This window comes from Clavibacter californiensis (assembly GCF_021952865.1).
GTDB lineage: Bacteria > Actinomycetota > Actinomycetes > Actinomycetales > Microbacteriaceae > Clavibacter > Clavibacter californiensis.
Genome location: NZ_CP040792.1, coordinates 1,616,359 through 1,630,678, shown reverse-complemented (window position 1 = coordinate 1,630,678; position 14,320 = coordinate 1,616,359). Strand labels below are relative to the sequence as shown.

Here is a 14,320-nt window from a genome sequence, read left to right as displayed (position 1 = left end):
TGCCCGGATGACGCAGGCGGACGGATCGCGGTCAGGCGACGGGCGTCAGGTGGCCTCGGCGTCGAACGGCGCGGGCTGGGCCGACGCGGCGGCTGCCTCGCGCTCCAGGCGCTGGCGGCGGGCGATGGTGGTCTCGACGGGGACGCGCGGCTTCGTCACGACGGGCTCGTCCTCGAACAGCGCCTCCTTGATGATGCGGCGCGGGTCGTACTGGCGCGGGTCGAGCTTCTTCCAGTCGACCTCGTCGAACTCCGGCCCCAGCTCGTCGCGCATGCGCTCCCGGGCGCCGGTGGCCATGCGGCGCGCGGCCTTCACCAGATCCGCGAGCTTCTGGGTGTAGACCGGCAGCCGCTCGGGGCCGAGCAGGAACACGGCGATGATGCCGATGAGCATCAGCTTCTCGAACGTCAGGCCGAACATGATCACAGGCTAGTCGGTCGAGGTGCGATCTCCGCCCGAGCGCAGGGTCCCGTCAGCGGCAGGGGCGCATCCGATCCGCACCGGACACCCGTCGGTCGGGCGGGTGCCGCCGGGCCGATACCCTGGGGACCCGGAAGAGGGAGGTGCCGCGTGTCCGACCAGGAGACCGGGTGGAAGTTCGCCGAGGACGTCGTCGTGGAGGACGAGCACATCGCCCTGGCGCGCCAGCACTCGCGCGAGCTCGGCATCGAGGCCGTCTCCCCCGCCGTCGGCGCGCAGCTCTCGCTCCTCGCGGCGGCGACGCGCGCGACCAGCGTCATCGAGATCGGCACGGGAGCAGGCGTCTCGGGGCTCTGCATCTTCCGCGGCGCACCGCGGGCGGTGCTCACGAGCATCGACGTCGAGTTCGACCACCAGCAGGCGGCGCGCGAGATCCTCGCGGACGCCGAGGTGCCCGCCAACCGCGTGCGCCTCATCACCGGCCGCGCCCTCGACGTGCTGCCGCGGATGAGCGACGCGAGCTACGACCTCGTCCTGGTGGACGCGGATCCCGCCCAGGTCATCGAGTACGTCGAGCACGGCCTGCGCCTCGCGCGCACCGGCGGGCTCGTCCTCGTGCCGCACGCGCTGTGGCGCGGACGCGTGCAGAACCCGGCGGCGCGTGACGCGCAGACGGCGGCATTCCGCACGCTCGTGCAGGAGACGGCGGGATCGGGCGCCGTGGTGGCGTCGCTGTCGCCCGCGGGCGACGGCCTGCTGCAGATCGCCAAGACCGGGCGCTGACCCCCGGGCCGCCGGTCGCGGACCCCGGCTCCGGACGCACCACGCAGACAGCACCGCCCGCCCCGTCGTCGACGGGGCGGGCGGTGTCGCGTGATGCGGTCTCGACTAGCTCGCGCTGGTCACCGCGGCGAGGGCATCGTGAAGCTCCTTCGCTTCGGCGTCGTTGACGGAGACGACGAGTCGTCCGCCTCCCTCCAAGGGCACGCGCACGATGATGAGCCTGCCCTCCTTCACGGCCTCCATCGGTCCGTCGCCGGTCCTGGGCTTCATGGCTGCCATTCGGCTCCCCTTTCGTGGATGTCCCTCCATTATCCCGCATGGACACGCCCCCCGATGAACGCGCGGCTCCGTGCTAAGCCCGACGCGCCCCCGGCCGGCGGTGGAGGGGGCGCGGCGGGGCGGCCGGGAGGAGTCGCGGGCGCCGGGTCACGGCGGCGTCCAGTCGCCCGCGGTGGCACGCCAGAAGACGTCGATCCAGATCCACTGGCCGACGACCATGGCGACGCCCACCGCGATGCGGTACGCGCGAGACCTCGGCACGGCGAGCGCCCCGGCCAGCGGGATCATGGGCAGGAGCAGGCGGAAGACGCTCGACTGCGGGAAGAAGACCGCGAAGAGGTACAGGCCGTAGGACGCGATCCAGATGCGGAGGTCGGGGCCGAGCGCGCGCACGGAGGGGCGCAGCAGGATCAGGACGAAGGCCGCGACGGCGACCACCACGGCGATCGCGCCCGCGATCCCGCCGATCCAGAAGTCGCCCGCGTCGAACCACGCCTCGAAGGGCACGAGGTGCCGGTAGCCGACGTACGCCGCGCGCCAGGAGAGCTCCGTGTCGGTGTACGCCGTGAAGGAGCCCGTGCGGATCCAGGCGATCACCGGCCACGCGGCGCCCGCGGCGACGGCGGAGGTCGTCGCGAGGACGAGCCGTGCCCGTTCCGCGGGCGGGAACGGATCCCGGCGGGCCGTGGCGATCCGATGCGCGCCGTGCAGCACCAGCGCGAGCGCGAAGGCGAGGCCGAGGGGGCGGGTGAACGCCATGATCACCACGACGGGCGCGAGGAGCACGTAGCGCCGCTCTACCAGGAGCAGCAGGGCGACGAGGAGCAGGAGCGTCTGCAGGCTCTCGGCGTACGCGATCTGGAAGAGCGGCGAGACCGGCGCGACGCAGACGATGACCACCGCGGTGAGGGTGGAGGACGGTGAGAGGAAGCGCGACAGCAGGCGGTGCAGCACGAGCACGGCGCCGGCGCCGGCGAGCACCGAGACGGCGACCGCGGCCACGTCGAAGGGCGCGCCCGTGGCGTCCTGGATGGCGCGCACGATGGCCGGGTAGACGGGCAGGAAGGCCCACGGGTTCGACTGCACGTGCCCCGCGGTGTCGACGGGGAGGACGGTCGGGTAGCCGAAGGTCGCGATGTCGCGGTACCAGCCGGCGTCCCAGAAGGTGGCGTACTGCAGGTAGGACGGGGAGGCGGGGGCCCACGGGGTGCGGATCTGGCTGCGGGCCGAGACGAGCATCAGCACGGTGGTGAGCACGCGGCTCGCGGCGTAGACGCCGAGGACCGCTGCCCACCAGGGCACGCGCCCGGCGGGTCGTGCGTCCGGCAGGTCGAGCGGCGCGGGGCGCCCGACCGGTCGGGTCAGCGCGCCGTCAGCCACGCCCGCAGCCCGCGCTCGCACGACGTGATCTGGGCGACGTCGACGCGCTCGTCGTCGTGGTGGGCGAGGAGCGGATCCCCGGGGCCGTAGTTCACCGCCGGGACGCCGAGCGCGCTGAAGCGGGCGACGTCCGTCCAGCCGTACTTGGGGCGCGCCTCGCCGCCGACCGCGGCGAGGAACGGCTGCGCGATCTCGGCGTCGAGGCCCGGACGCGCGCCCTCCGCGAGGTCGACGACCGTGACCTCGAAGCCGGGGAACAGGCTCGTGACGTGCTCCACGGCCTCTGCGCCGGACCGGCTGGGGGCGAAGCGGTAGTTGACGTGCACCATGGCCTCGTCCGGGATCACGTTGCCCGCGATCCCGCCCGAGACGCCGACGGCGTTGAGGCCCTCGCGGTAGACGAGGCCGTCGACCTCGACCTCGCGTGCCTCGTACGCGGCCAGCGTGTCGAGCACGGGCGCGATGCGGTGGATGGCGTTCTCGCCGACCCAGGAGCGGGCCGAGTGCGAGCGCTTCCCGAACGCGCGGACCTCGACGCGCAGGTTGCCGTTGCAGCCGCCCTCGATCTCCGCGCGCGTCGGCTCGCCGAGGATCGCGAAGTCGCCCTCCAGGAGCTCGGGCCGGGTGCGGGCGAGGCGGCCGAGACCGTTGAGGCTGTCGGACACCTCCTCGTGGTCGTACCAGATCCAGGTGATGTCGTACGCGGGATCCACGAGCTCGGCTGCCAGCACGAGCTGCACCGCGACGCCCGCCTTCATGTCGACCGTGCCGCGTCCCCAGAGGTACTCGACGCCGCCCTCGTGCTCGGTGCGCGTGGGCAGGTTGCGGTTGAGCGGGACGGTGTCGATGTGGCCGGCGATGACGACGCGGCGGTCGCGGCCGAGGTGCGTGCGGGCGACGACCGCGTCGCCGTCGCGCTCCAGCTGGAGGTGCGCGCAGCCGGCGAGCGCGCTCTCGATGGCGTCGGCCAGCGTCGCCTCGTCGCCGGAGACCGACTCGATGTCGCAGATCACGCGGGTGACCTCCACGCTCCCCGCCGTCAGGTCGAGCACGGGCACGGGAGGCGTCTCGGTCGGCATGCGGACATCCTAGGTCGGACGCGGCACGCGGTCCTGGGGAGGACCCGGGACGGGCCACGGCGATCGGTACGCTGGCCGCATGGCCTCTCCCGATTCGCCCTCGTCCGCCGCGCCCACCTCCGCTCCCGCCTCCGGATCCGCGTGGGGATACGGCCTCGCGACCGTCGCGTCGGACGGCACCGTGCTCGACACCTGGTTCCCCGCGCCCGAGCTCGGGTCGCTGCCCGCCGGCCGCGACCGCTGGATCGCGCCGGCCTGGATCGAGGAGCTCGCCGTGACCGATCCGCGCCGCGGCGTGACGGTCGACATCGTCACGGTCGAGATCGACCTGCAGACGCCCCCCACGTCGACGCCCGACGCGTACCTGCGGCTGCACCTGCTCAGCCACCTGCTCGTGGCGCCGAACACGATCTCCCTCGACGGGATCTTCGGCCACCTCCCCATCGTCGTGTGGACCAACGCCGGGCCCGTGCACCCCGACGACTTCGACCGCCTCCGCCCCTCGCTCCAGCGGGCGGGCATCGCCGCGCACGGCATCGACAAGTTCCCGCGCCTGCTCGACTACGTCACGCCCGACCGCGTGCGCATCGCCGACGCCTCGCGTGTGCGGCTCGGCGCGCACCTCGCGCCCGGCACGACCGTGATGCACGAGGGCTTCGTCAACTTCAACGCCGGCACGCTCGGCGCGTCCATGGTCGAGGGGCGCATCACGCAGGGCGTCGTCGTCGGCGACGGCTCGGACGTCGGCGGCGGCGCGTCGATCATGGGCACGCTCTCGGGTGGCGGCACGCAGCGCGTCGAGATCGGCGAGCGCGCGCTCCTCGGCGCGAACTCGGGCGTGGGCATCTCCATCGGCGACGACAGCGTCGTGGAGGCGGGCCTCTACGTGACGGCCGGCACCAAGGTCCGGCTCGCGGGCGAGGCGCCCGGGCCGGACGGCACCGTGCCGCAGGTCAAGGCCGTCGAGCTCTCCGGGCGGCCCGGGATCCTCTTCCGCCGGAACTCGCTCACCGGGGCCGTCGAAGCGGTCCCGCGGCGCGGCGGCGGCTCGATCCTCAACGACGCGCTGCACGCCTAGCCCGGGCGTCGCGGACCGGCCGCGTCGGGCTCAGCGACGCAGGCCGCGGCGACGCGGGGTGTCGGTCGCATCGGCGGCGGGGTCGATCCGCAGCACGTCGACCACGATCGCCGTCACGTTGTCGCGCCCGCCGTTCTCCAGCGCGTGCACCACGAGGTCGCGCACGGCCGTCGCCGCGTCGTCGGCGCGGAGCAGGTGCCCGCGGATCTCGGCGTCGGCCAGCTCCTTGGTCAGCCCGTCCGAGCAGACCAGCAGCCGCAGCCGTGCGGTCACGGGCAGCAGCCAGTAGTCCGCCTCGGCGGCGTCGCCGACGCCCACCGCCCGGGTGATGATGTTGCCGTCCGGGTGCCGGTCGGCCTGCGCGCGCGTGATGCGGCCTGCGTCCACCATCTCCTGCACGACCGAGTGGTCCACGGTGACCTGCTCCAGCACGTCGCCGCGCAGCTGGTAGACGCGCGAGTCGCCGACGTTGAAGACGGCCCAGTACGGCCGGTCGGACACCAGGGTCAGGCACGCGCCCGTGACGGTTGTCCCGGCGTGCAGCTCGAGCTCCCCGGTCTCCTCGCGGATGTCGCCGACAGCCAGGTCGAGCGCGGGCTCCACGCCCTCGGGATCCGCGAACCCGGACTCCGCGCGCTCCTGCTCCTCGGCGAGGCGGCGGATGACGGCGTCGCTCGCCACGTCGCCCGCCGCGTGGCCGCCCATCCCGTCCGCCACCGCGAAGTACGGCACGGCCGCGAGCACGCTGTCCTCGTTGTGGTCGCGGCGGAGTCCGCGATCGGTCATGGACGCCCAGCCGAGCACGAGCGTGCGGCCGTCGGGCAGGGCGAGGGAGGCCTCCGCGACATCCGCTCCGATGGCGGTCATCAGGCGGACAGGATCTCGAGGACGACGCCGTCGCCGATGTCGATGCGCGTGCCAGGGACGACCACGAGCGACTCCCCCGGACGAAGCGCGAGGTGCTCGGACCCGGGAGCGAGCACGACCGTGCCGTTCGTGGAGTCGAGGTCGGTCACGACGATCACGCCGGCGTCCTGCCGGAGCCCGAGGTGCGTGCCGGAGATCTCGCCGAGCGGCGACGGCACCGCCACGAGGCGCGGGGCGACGCCCCGGACGACGCGCGGCGGCCGGGGGCGGCGGCCGACGATGGCGGGCGCGTCGAGGGGGATCCGGTCGGGGACGACGGCGTCGACGTGCGGCACGCCGTCGCGCAGGACGCGGAACGCGAGCACGACGCGCGCGGCGTCCACGTCGTCGGCCGCTGCGGGCACCGTGGGCATCGCGACGGTGGGGACGCCGGCGGACCCGGCGCTGGCCTCGGCCTCCGCCTCCGCCTCACGGGCGTCGGGTCCCCTCGCGTGCTCGCCCGGATCCGCCGGCCCGTCGAGGACGGTGGCGACGAGGCCGGGGTCAGCGAGGCCGGGGTCGGCGGGCGGCGCCGCGTGGCGACCGGCGCGCGAGCCGCCGCGGCGGTCCGCGCGAGCGCCCGCGGCGTCGCCGGATCGCGCGTCGCCGAGCCGCCAGTCGACGGCGTCGGCGGCGACGGCGCCCGCGATCAGAGGGAGGCCCCCGTTCGCGATCCCGGTCGCGCCCGCCGCGGCGTCGGCGTGCCCTGCCCGGTACGCGCGCACGCGGTCGAGGGTGGCGAGGTAGAAGGGCTGGGCCCGCCGCGCGTCCACACGGCGGGCATCCGCGTCACCGTCGACGGCGGCGTCCAGGACCGCGTCCCCGCGCAGCACCACCTGGAGGCGCGCGCCCTCCGGCCCCACGGCCTCGTGCACGATCACGGCGAAGGAGGCGACCTCGTCCGCGCCCCGCAGGGGCAGCCCCGCGACGACCGCCTCGGCCGTGGTGGCCGGATCCGCGACGATGCGCCAGAGGTCCTCCACGACGCGCGTCGGGGCGCCGGCGGGCAGGAGCACCACGGCGTGGGGCGTCACCACCGCGAGGCCGGCCGATCCCCGGGCGGCGGGAGAGGAACGGTGGGAGCCCTCGCTCACGTCATCGGCTCCATCGGGACTCGGCGCCCGGTCGGGCGGTCGGCGCCGGGCCTCGGGCAGCCGGACGCGCTGACAGGGATCCTACCGGGCGGCCGCGCGCCGACCGCCTGCTGCGCCGCCGCCGGACAGAGTCCAGGTGCGGCGCCGAGGAGGGGCATCCGGACCTCGGGGAGGGACGCTCGCCGCGGATCCGGTTGCCCGACCTCCGCCCGACTGCCATGCTCGGACGATGAGCACGCCGCAGCGCCCCTCCGCCCGCGGGCTCCCCGTCGACGCGATCTCCCGATCCATCGTCGAGCAGCTGCGGGAGGACGGGCGACGGTCGTACGCCGAGATCGGCAAGGCCGTCGGCCTCAGCGAGGCCGCCGTCCGGCAGCGCGTGCAGAAGCTCACGGACGCGGGCGTGATCCGCATCGTGGCGCTCACCGATCCGCAGCAGCTCGGGCTCACCCGCCAGGCCATGATCGGCGTCACCGTGAGCGGCGACGTGCGCGTGGTCGCGGACGCCCTCGCGGACATCCCCGCCGTCGACTACGTGGTCATGACGGCGGGCACCTTCGACCTGCTCGCCGAGGTGGTGTGCGAGGACGACGAGGAGCTGGTCGAGCTGCTCAACGCCCGGATCCGCGCGCTCGACGGCGTCGTGAGCACGGAGACGTTCGTCTACCTCAAGGTCCACACGCAGGACGGGCACGGGCGCTCCCGGTGACGGCGGCGCGCTCCTCCGCGTCCTCCCCCGGCGGCGGCTCTCGCCGTCCCTCCCCCGATCGCGGCGCCCCCGGCGCCATCCGCGCGGCCCGTCGTACGGTCGCCGCATGACCCCCTCCTCCGCACCCGCCGTCGCCCCCGCGCGCCCGACCGCGCCCCCGCCCGGCGGTCGCCGTCCCGGATCCCCGGCTCCAGACGCCGCTCCGCGCCGTCCGCTCCCGCCCGCAGCGGGGCTGCTTCCCGTCGGCGCCGCTCTCCTCCGGGTGCCCTCCCCCGTCGGCCGCCTGGAGCTCGTGGCCGAGGGCGACCGGGTCGTCGCCCTGTCCATCGCGACCGACGGCGTCCTGCCGCTCGACCACCTGGACGACAGGCCGAGCCCCGTGCTCGCGGAGACGTCCCGGCAGCTCGACGAGTACTTCGCGGGCCTCCGCACGACGTTCGACGTCCAGGTGCGGTTGACGGGGACCCCGTTCCAGGTCGCCGTCTGGGAGGCGCTGGCCCGCGTCCCCCATGGCGGTGTCACGACGTACGGTGCACTCGCGCAGGCGGCGGGTCGTCCCGGTGGTGCGCGTGCCGTGGGCGGCGCCGTCGGGGCCAACCGGCTCTGCATCCTCGTCCCGTGCCATCGCGTCCTGGGCTCCGACGGGCGCGTGACCGGCTTCAGCGCAGGCGACGGGGTCGCCACCAAGGTGCGGCTCCTCGCGCTCGAGGGCTCGGTGCTGTCGTGACCCGGGCATCGATCGCGGTCGGCGACGACGGCCTCGCGCGCTGCGCCTGGTCCGCGGCCGACGCGGAGTACCGGAGGTACCACGACGAGGAGTGGGGCCGTCCGTTGCACGGCGACCGCCCGCTCTTCGAGAAGCTCTGCCTCGAGGGCTTCCAGGCGGGCCTGTCGTGGATCACCATCCTCCGCAAGCGCCCGCGCTTCCGCGAGGTCTTCCACGGCTTCGACATCGACGCGGTCGCCGCCATGGACGATGGAGACGTCGAGCGGCTCATGGGCGACGCCGGGATCATCCGCAACCGCGCGAAGATCCTCGCGGCCGCCGGCAACGCGCGCGCCGTGCGGACCCTCCTCGACGCGCACGGGGACGGCGCCCTCGATCGGATGATCTGGGCGCACGCGTCCGATCCCCTGGTCCGCCCACGACCGACGTCGGCAGACGAGATCCCCGCCGTCACCGCCGAGTCCACGGCCCTCAGCCGCGAGCTGAAGGCACACGGCCTCCGCTTCGTGGGCCCCACCACCGTCTACGCGCTCATGCAGTCATCGGGCCTCGTCGACGACCACGTCGTCGGCTGCCATCTGGCCGCCTGACCGCTGGCACCGTCAGTGCGGCGCGGCGACCAGGACGAGCTCGCCGGAGTCGCCGCGTGACAGCTCGACGCCGGCGTCCTCCGCCCAGTCCAGCAGCTCCGCCACGGATGCGAGGTCGCGGCCGGCGAGGATCAGCGCCCTCACCAGCTCGCCCTTCGCCTTCTTGTTGAAGTGGTTGAGCGCCCGCACGGTGCCGTCCGCACCTCGGGCGACCACGCGCACCACGGCGGAGTCCTCGTGGCCAGGGCGCGGTCCGAGGGCCGCATATCCCTCCGATCGGAGGTCGAGCACGAGGCCGGGGATCCCCTCCAGCACGCGGCGGACCGAGGCCATCCAGTGCGCCTTCATCCGCACGCCCGGCAGCCGGCTGTCGTGCGAGAGCCGGTAGGCGGGGATCGGGTCGGTCGCCCGGACGGGCCCGAGGAGCGCGGAGTGCACGGCCACGTGTCGACCGGCGAACGCGAGCTGAGCGGCGTCCAGGGAGTCGGCGCCGACGGGGTCGTACAGCACGCCGGTGTAGCGACGGAGCGCCGGCATGGTCGGCGACGACTCGAGCACGCGGTTCCGCTCGACCTCGCCCGCCTGACGCGGTCCGAGCTTGAGGGCACGCGCGGCGGCCTCGGGATCCTGGGCGAGGTCGGCGACGGCCCGCACGACCGTCCGCCGCTCGGCCGTCAGCTCCGGGAAGGCGAGGAGGTCGAGGTCGAGGTGCGATCCCTCCGTCCCGCCGTCGCGCTTCGTCTCGGACGGGGGCAGCAGGACGAGCACGGGACCTCCGGGATCGGATGGGCTGGACGGGTGGGTCGGCGGGGACGAGCAGCGCCCGCCCGGACGCACGAAGGCGGACGGCCCCCGAGGGGACCGCCCGCCGTCGGACGGAGGTGCCGCTACGCGACCAGTGCGGCCTTGCGCGCGACCACGGTCACGTTGTCGTTCTCCACCGAGAGGAAGCCCTCGTCGGCGTCGGCCGTGATCACGGCGCCGCCGTCCTGCGTGATGCGGACGTTGCCGGTCGCGAGGATCGCCAGGAGCGGCTCGTGACCGGCGAGGATGCCGATCTCGCCCTCGCTCGTGCGCGCGACGACCATGGACGCCTGGCCAGACCAGACCTGCTGGTCGGCCGAGACCACGGTCACCGTGAGATCAGCGCGGGCCATGTCAGCCGTTCTCCTTCTGGATCTCGGACCAGCGGCGCTCGACGTCGTCGAGGTCGCCGACGTTGAAGAACGCCTGCTCGGCGACGTGGTCGTAGTCGCCGTCGGCGATCTTCGAGAACGACTCGATGGTGTTCTTCAGCGGCACCGTGGAGCCCTCGACGCCCGTGAACTTCTTCGCCATGTACGTGTTCTGCGAGAGGAACTGCTGGATGCGGCGCGCACGCGACACCGTGACCTTGTCCTCCTCGGAGAGCTCGTCGACGCCGAGGATCGCGATGATCTCCTGCAGCTCCTTGTTCTTCTGCAGGATCGCCTTGACGCGGGTGGCCGTGTCGTAGTGCGCCTGGCCCAGGTACCGCGGGTCGAGGATGCGGCTGGTGGACGTCAGCGGGTCGACGGCCGGGTAGAGGCCGCGCGACGCGATCTCGCGGCTGAGCTCCGTGGTCGCGTCGAGGTGCGCGAACGTGGTGGCCGGTGCCGGGTCGGTGTAGTCGTCGGCCGGGACGTAGATGGCCTGCAGCGAGGTGATGCTGTGGCCGCGGGTCGACGTGATGCGCTCCTGGAGCACGCCCATCTCGTCCGCGAGGTTGGGCTGGTAGCCCACCGCGGACGGCATGCGGCCGAGCAGCGTGGAGACCTCGGAGCCGGCCTGCGTGAAGCGGAAGATGTTGTCGATGAAGAGCAGCACGTCCTGGTTCTTCACGTCGCGGAAGTACTCCGCCATCGTGAGCGCGGACAGGGCCACGCGGAGGCGCGTTCCCGGCGGCTCGTCCATCTGGCCGAAGACCAACGCGGTCTTGTCGAAGACGCCGGCCTCCTCCATCTCCATGATGAGGTCGTTGCCCTCACGCGTGCGCTCGCCGACGCCGGCGAACACGGACACGCCGCCGTGGTCCTGCGCGACGCGCTGGATCATCTCCTGGATGAGGACGGTCTTGCCGACGCCCGCGCCGCCGAACAGGCCGATCTTGCCGCCCTGCACGTACGGGGTGAGGAGGTCGATGACCTTGATGCCGGTCTCGAACAGCTGCGTCTTGGACTCGAGCTGGTCGAACATCGGGGGCTTGCGGTGGATGGGCCAGCGCTCGGTGATCTCGATCTGCTCGCCACCCTCGTTGTTGAGGATGTCGCCGGTGACGTTGAAGACCTTGCCCTTGGTGATGTCGCCGACGGGCACCGAGATGGCGGCGCCCGTGTCGCGCACCTCCTGGCCGCGGACGAGGCCGTCCGTGGGCTTCAGGGCGATGGCGCGCACGACGTCGTCGCCGAGGTGCAGCGCGATCTCGAGCGTGATCTCCGTCGACTCCTCGCCGATGGTGATCGTGGTCTTGAGGGCGTTGTAGACCGGGGGGATCGAGTCGTGCGGGAACTCGATGTCCACGACCGGGCCGGTGACGCGGACGATGCGTCCGACGCCGGCCACGCTGTCGCTGGCGACCGGCGCAGTGGCGGTGTCAGTCATTGATGTCTCTCTTCTTCATTCGTGGAGCAGGAGTGTTACTTGCTGGAGGCGAGCGCGTCCGCGCCGCCGACGATCTCGGAGATCTGCTGCGTGATCTCGGTCTGGCGCGCGTTGTTCCGCAGCCGCGTGTAGGTGGTCACGAGCTTGTCGGCGTTGTCGCTCGCCGACTTCATGGCCTTCTGGCGCGCGGCGTGCTCGGAAGCGGCCGACTGGAGCATCGCGTTGAAGATGCGGCTCTCGATGTAGACGGGCAGCAGCGCGTCGAGCACGTCGCCCACCTCGGGCTCGAACTCGTAGAGCGGCAGGACGGCACCCTCACCGGGCGCCTCCACCCCCTCGACGACCTCGAGCGGCAGCAGGCGGACGACCTCGGGCTTCTGCGTCGCGATCGACACGAAGCGGTTGAAGACGATGTGGATCTCGTCCACCCCGCCCTCGGACGCCGGCGTCACGAACTTCTCCACGAGCGCGTCGCCGATGGACTTCGCGGTCTCGAACTCCGGCTTCTCGGTGCTGCCGGTCCAGATGCGCTCCGAATCCCGCTTGCGGAACTTGAAGTACCCCACGGCCTTGCGGCCCACCAGGTAGTAGACGATCTCCTTGCCCTGCGAGCGGAGCAGCTCGCCGAGCTGCTCCGACTCCTTCAGGACGCTGGAGCTGAACGCGCCGGCGAGGCCGCGGTCGGAGGCGAAGATGACGATCGCCGCCCGCTCCACCTTCTCGGGCTCGGTCGTGAGGATGTGGTCGACGTTGGAGAACGTCGCCACCGCCGAGACCGCGCGCGTGACGGCGCGGGAGTACGGCGCGGACGCCGCCATCCGCTGCTGCGCCTTCTGGATGCGCGACGCGGAGATCAGCTCCATCGCGCGGGTGATCTTCTTCGTCGTCTGCGCGGACTTGATCTTCTGCGTGTAGACCCGGAGTTGCGCTCCCATGAGTCTCCCTATCGGTCTCGGTCGGTGGCGGATCGGTGGGGCGAGCGCGTCAGCGCTTGCCCTTGACGATCTGCTCCTGGTTGACGTCCTCGGCCTTGGCGGGCTCGAACTTCTCGGATCCCACGGAGGCGAGGGGCTTGCCCTCGCCCGTCTGGAACTCGAGCTTGAACCGGTCCACGGCCTTGTCCATCGCGTCGACGATGTCGTCGGTGAGGACGTTCTTCTCCTTGAGCTGCGACAGCACCTCCGTGTTGCGGTGGAGGTGGTCGAGCAGCTCCCGCTCGAAGCGGAGGATGTCCTCGACGGGGACCTCGTCGAGCTTGCCCTTCGTGCCCGCCCAGATCGAGACGACCTGCTCCTCGATGGGGAAGGGCGAGTACTGGGGCTGCTTGAGCAGCTCGGTGAGGCGCGCGCCGCGGGCGAGCTGACGACGGCTGGCCGCGTCGAGATCGGACGCGAAGATCGCGAACGCCTCGAGGGAGCGGTACTGCGCGAGCTCGAGCTTGAGCGTGCCGGAGACCTTCTTGATGCTCTTCACCTGGGCGTCGCCGCCGACGCGGGAGACCGAGATGCCGACGTCCACCGCGGGACGCTGGTTCGCGTTGAACAGGTCCGACTGGAGGAAGATCTGGCCGTCGGTGATCGAGATCACGTTGGTCGGGATGTACGCCGAGACGTCGTTCGCCTTCGTCTCGATGATGGGCAGGCCCGTCATCGAACCGGCGCCCAGCTCGTCCGAGAGCTTGGCGCAGCGCTCGAGCAGGCGGGAGTGCAGGTAGAACACGTCGCCGGGGTACGCCTCGCGTCCCGGCGGGCGGCGCAGGAGGAGGGAGACGGCGCGGTAGGCCTCGGCCTGCTTGGACAGGTCGTCGAAGATGATGAGGACGTGCTTGCCGCCGTACATCCAGTGCTGGCCGATGGCCGAGCCGGTGTAGGGCGCGAGGTACTTGAAGCCGGCGGGGTCGGACGCGGGGGACGCGACGATGGTCGTGTACTCCATGGCGCCGGCCTCCTCGAGGGCGCCCTTCACCGAGGCGATGGTGGAGCCCTTCTGGCCGATGGCGACGTAGATGCAGCGCACCTGCTTGTTCGTGTCGCCGGACTCCCAGTTGGCCTTCTGGTTGATGATCGTGTCGATGGCGATGGCCGTCTTGCCGGTCTGGCGGTCGCCGATGATGAGCTGGCGCTGGCCGCGGCCGATCGGGATCATGGCGTCGATGGCCTTGATGCCGGTCTGCATGGGCTCGTGGACGCTCTTGCGCTGCATGACGCCGGGCGCCTGGAGCTCGAGGGCGCGGCGGCCCTCGGTCGCGATCTCGCCCTGGCCGTCGATGGGGTTGCCCAGCGGGTCCACGACGCGACCGAGGTAGCCGTCGCCGACGGGGACGGAGAGCACCTCGCCGGTGCGGCGCACCTCCATGCCCTCCTCGATGCCGGCGAACTCGCCGAGCACGATGACGCCGATCTCGCTCTCCTCCAGGTTCTGGGCGAGGCCCAGGGTCCCGTCGGCGAACGTGATGAGCTCGTTGGCCATGACGCCGGGCAGGCCCTGCACGTGGGCGATTCCGTCGCCCGCGTCGAGCACGTAGCCGACCTCGGTGGTCGAGGCCTTGCCGGGCTCGTAGGACTGCACGAAGTCCTTGAGCGCGTCCCGGATCTCGTCGGGGCTGATCGAAAGTTCTGCCATCTTCTTTCCCTTTGCATTCACGAGAGCGGACGGC

Annotated in this window: 16 protein-coding genes; 5 read left to right on the top strand and 11 right to left on the bottom strand. The window is 72.6% G+C overall.

Features of this window, described 5'->3' with window-relative positions:
• Positions 1-45: 45 nt before the first annotated feature.
• Complete coding sequence (locus tag FGD68_RS08010) at positions 46-420, bottom strand: Sec-independent protein translocase family protein (protein ID WP_012037868.1); 375 nt, start codon at positions 418-420, stop codon at positions 46-48.
• A 150-nt stretch (positions 421-570) separates the two neighbouring features.
• On the opposite strand from FGD68_RS08010, the gene FGD68_RS08005 reads away from it, so the two are divergent.
• Positions 571-1,203 carry an O-methyltransferase gene (locus tag FGD68_RS08005; protein ID WP_043587585.1) on the top strand — a complete coding sequence of 211 codons (633 nt, stop codon included), beginning with the start codon at positions 571-573 and terminating at the stop codon, positions 1,201-1,203.
• A gap of 105 nt (positions 1,204-1,308) precedes the next feature.
• Here FGD68_RS08005 and FGD68_RS08000 read toward each other — a convergent pair whose 3' ends face one another.
• The 3 genes from FGD68_RS08000 to dapE form a co-directional block, all read right to left on the bottom strand.
• On the bottom strand, positions 1,309-1,482 hold the full coding sequence (locus FGD68_RS08000; protein ID WP_012037866.1) for a DUF3117 domain-containing protein: 174 nt from the start codon (positions 1,480-1,482) through the stop codon (positions 1,309-1,311).
• A gap of 147 nt (positions 1,483-1,629) precedes the next feature.
• Complete coding sequence (locus FGD68_RS07995) at positions 1,630-2,862, bottom strand: hypothetical protein (protein ID WP_119373076.1); 1,233 nt, start codon at positions 2,860-2,862, stop codon at positions 1,630-1,632.
• Positions 2,844-3,941, bottom strand: coding sequence for a succinyl-diaminopimelate desuccinylase (dapE, locus tag FGD68_RS07990; RefSeq protein WP_119373074.1), 1,098 nt, complete (start codon positions 3,939-3,941; stop codon positions 2,844-2,846). Before dapE ends, FGD68_RS07995 begins: the two co-directional genes overlap by 19 nt.
• Positions 3,942-4,020: 79 nt before the next feature.
• Between dapE and dapD the strand changes: the two genes are divergently transcribed.
• Positions 4,021-5,019 (top strand): 2,3,4,5-tetrahydropyridine-2,6-dicarboxylate N-succinyltransferase, encoded by a 999-nt coding sequence (gene dapD, locus FGD68_RS07985; protein ID WP_119373073.1) that lies wholly within the window; start codon positions 4,021-4,023, stop codon positions 5,017-5,019.
• Between the two features lie 30 nt (positions 5,020-5,049).
• Here the strand turns inward: dapD and FGD68_RS07980 are convergent, their stop codons facing one another.
• Together FGD68_RS07980 and FGD68_RS07975 are read right to left on the bottom strand one after the other, a co-directional pair.
• Positions 5,050-5,886, bottom strand: a complete 837-nt coding sequence (locus tag FGD68_RS07980) for a PP2C family protein-serine/threonine phosphatase (RefSeq protein WP_119373072.1) — start codon at positions 5,884-5,886, stop codon at positions 5,050-5,052.
• Positions 5,886-7,019 (bottom strand): FHA domain-containing protein, encoded by a 1,134-nt coding sequence (locus FGD68_RS07975; RefSeq protein WP_237609328.1) that lies wholly within the window; start codon positions 7,017-7,019, stop codon positions 5,886-5,888. Before FGD68_RS07975 ends, FGD68_RS07980 begins: the two co-directional genes overlap by 1 nt.
• A 229-nt stretch (positions 7,020-7,248) precedes the next feature.
• Here FGD68_RS07975 and FGD68_RS07970 point away from each other — a divergent pair, with 229 nt between their 5' ends.
• The 3 genes from FGD68_RS07970 (at position 7,249) to FGD68_RS07955 (ending at position 9,045) form a co-directional block, all read left to right on the top strand.
• Complete coding sequence (locus FGD68_RS07970; RefSeq protein WP_104236117.1) at positions 7,249-7,728, top strand: Lrp/AsnC family transcriptional regulator; 480 nt, start codon at positions 7,249-7,251, stop codon at positions 7,726-7,728.
• Between the two features lie 106 nt (positions 7,729-7,834).
• Positions 7,835-8,455, top strand: coding sequence for a methylated-DNA--[protein]-cysteine S-methyltransferase (locus FGD68_RS07960; RefSeq protein WP_262914778.1), 621 nt, complete (start codon positions 7,835-7,837; stop codon positions 8,453-8,455).
• Positions 8,452-9,045, top strand: a complete 594-nt coding sequence (locus FGD68_RS07955; RefSeq protein ID WP_181036683.1) for a DNA-3-methyladenine glycosylase I — start codon at positions 8,452-8,454, stop codon at positions 9,043-9,045. The genes FGD68_RS07960 and FGD68_RS07955 overlap by 4 nt, the downstream gene beginning before the upstream one ends.
• Positions 9,046-9,057: 12 nt before the next feature.
• Here the strand turns inward: FGD68_RS07955 and yaaA are convergent, their stop codons facing one another.
• The 5 genes from yaaA to atpA form a co-directional block, all read right to left on the bottom strand.
• The gene (gene yaaA / locus FGD68_RS07950; protein WP_104236116.1) at positions 9,058-9,813 is read right to left on the bottom strand and encodes a peroxide stress protein YaaA; all 756 of its coding nucleotides are present in this window, start codon (positions 9,811-9,813) and stop codon (positions 9,058-9,060) included.
• A 119-nt stretch (positions 9,814-9,932) separates the two neighbouring features.
• Positions 9,933-10,202 (bottom strand): F0F1 ATP synthase subunit epsilon, encoded by a 270-nt coding sequence (locus tag FGD68_RS07945; RefSeq protein ID WP_012037856.1) that lies wholly within the window; start codon positions 10,200-10,202, stop codon positions 9,933-9,935.
• 1 nt (position 10,203) lies between these two features.
• Positions 10,204-11,664 (bottom strand): F0F1 ATP synthase subunit beta, encoded by a 1,461-nt coding sequence (gene atpD / locus FGD68_RS07940; RefSeq protein ID WP_104236114.1) that lies wholly within the window; start codon positions 11,662-11,664, stop codon positions 10,204-10,206.
• A 35-nt stretch (positions 11,665-11,699) separates the two neighbouring features.
• Complete coding sequence (locus FGD68_RS07935) at positions 11,700-12,599, bottom strand: F0F1 ATP synthase subunit gamma (RefSeq protein ID WP_119372678.1); 900 nt, start codon at positions 12,597-12,599, stop codon at positions 11,700-11,702.
• A gap of 49 nt (positions 12,600-12,648) precedes the next feature.
• Positions 12,649-14,286, bottom strand: a complete 1,638-nt coding sequence (gene atpA / locus FGD68_RS07930; RefSeq protein WP_104236112.1) for a F0F1 ATP synthase subunit alpha — start codon at positions 14,284-14,286, stop codon at positions 12,649-12,651.
• Between the last annotated feature and the right edge of the window lie 34 nt (positions 14,287-14,320).

Bases quoted from the DNA above. Each gene is read 5' to 3' on its own strand.
- FGD68_RS08010 (WP_012037868.1), bottom strand. From the start codon at position 420: ATGTTCGGCCTGACGTTCGAGAAGCTGATGCTCATCGGCATCATCGCC.
- FGD68_RS08000 (WP_012037866.1), bottom strand. From the start codon at position 1,482: ATGGCAGCCATGAAGCCCAGGACCGGCGACGGACCGATGGAGGCCGTG.
- dapE (WP_119373074.1), bottom strand. From the start codon at position 3,941: ATGCCGACCGAGACGCCTCCCGTGCCCGTGCTCGACCTGACGGCGGGG.
- dapD (WP_119373073.1), top strand. From the start codon at position 4,021: ATGGCCTCTCCCGATTCGCCCTCGTCCGCCGCGCCCACCTCCGCTCCC.
- FGD68_RS07980 (WP_119373072.1), bottom strand. From the start codon at position 5,886: ATGACCGCCATCGGAGCGGATGTCGCGGAGGCCTCCCTCGCCCTGCCC.
- FGD68_RS07970 (WP_104236117.1), top strand. From the start codon at position 7,249: ATGAGCACGCCGCAGCGCCCCTCCGCCCGCGGGCTCCCCGTCGACGCG.
- FGD68_RS07960 (WP_262914778.1), top strand. From the start codon at position 7,835: ATGACCCCCTCCTCCGCACCCGCCGTCGCCCCCGCGCGCCCGACCGCG.
- FGD68_RS07945 (WP_012037856.1), bottom strand. From the start codon at position 10,202: ATGGCCCGCGCTGATCTCACGGTGACCGTGGTCTCGGCCGACCAGCAG.
- atpD (WP_104236114.1), bottom strand. From the start codon at position 11,664: ATGACTGACACCGCCACTGCGCCGGTCGCCAGCGACAGCGTGGCCGGC.
- FGD68_RS07935 (WP_119372678.1), bottom strand. From the start codon at position 12,599: ATGGGAGCGCAACTCCGGGTCTACACGCAGAAGATCAAGTCCGCGCAG.
- atpA (WP_104236112.1), bottom strand. From the start codon at position 14,286: ATGGCAGAACTTTCGATCAGCCCCGACGAGATCCGGGACGCGCTCAAG.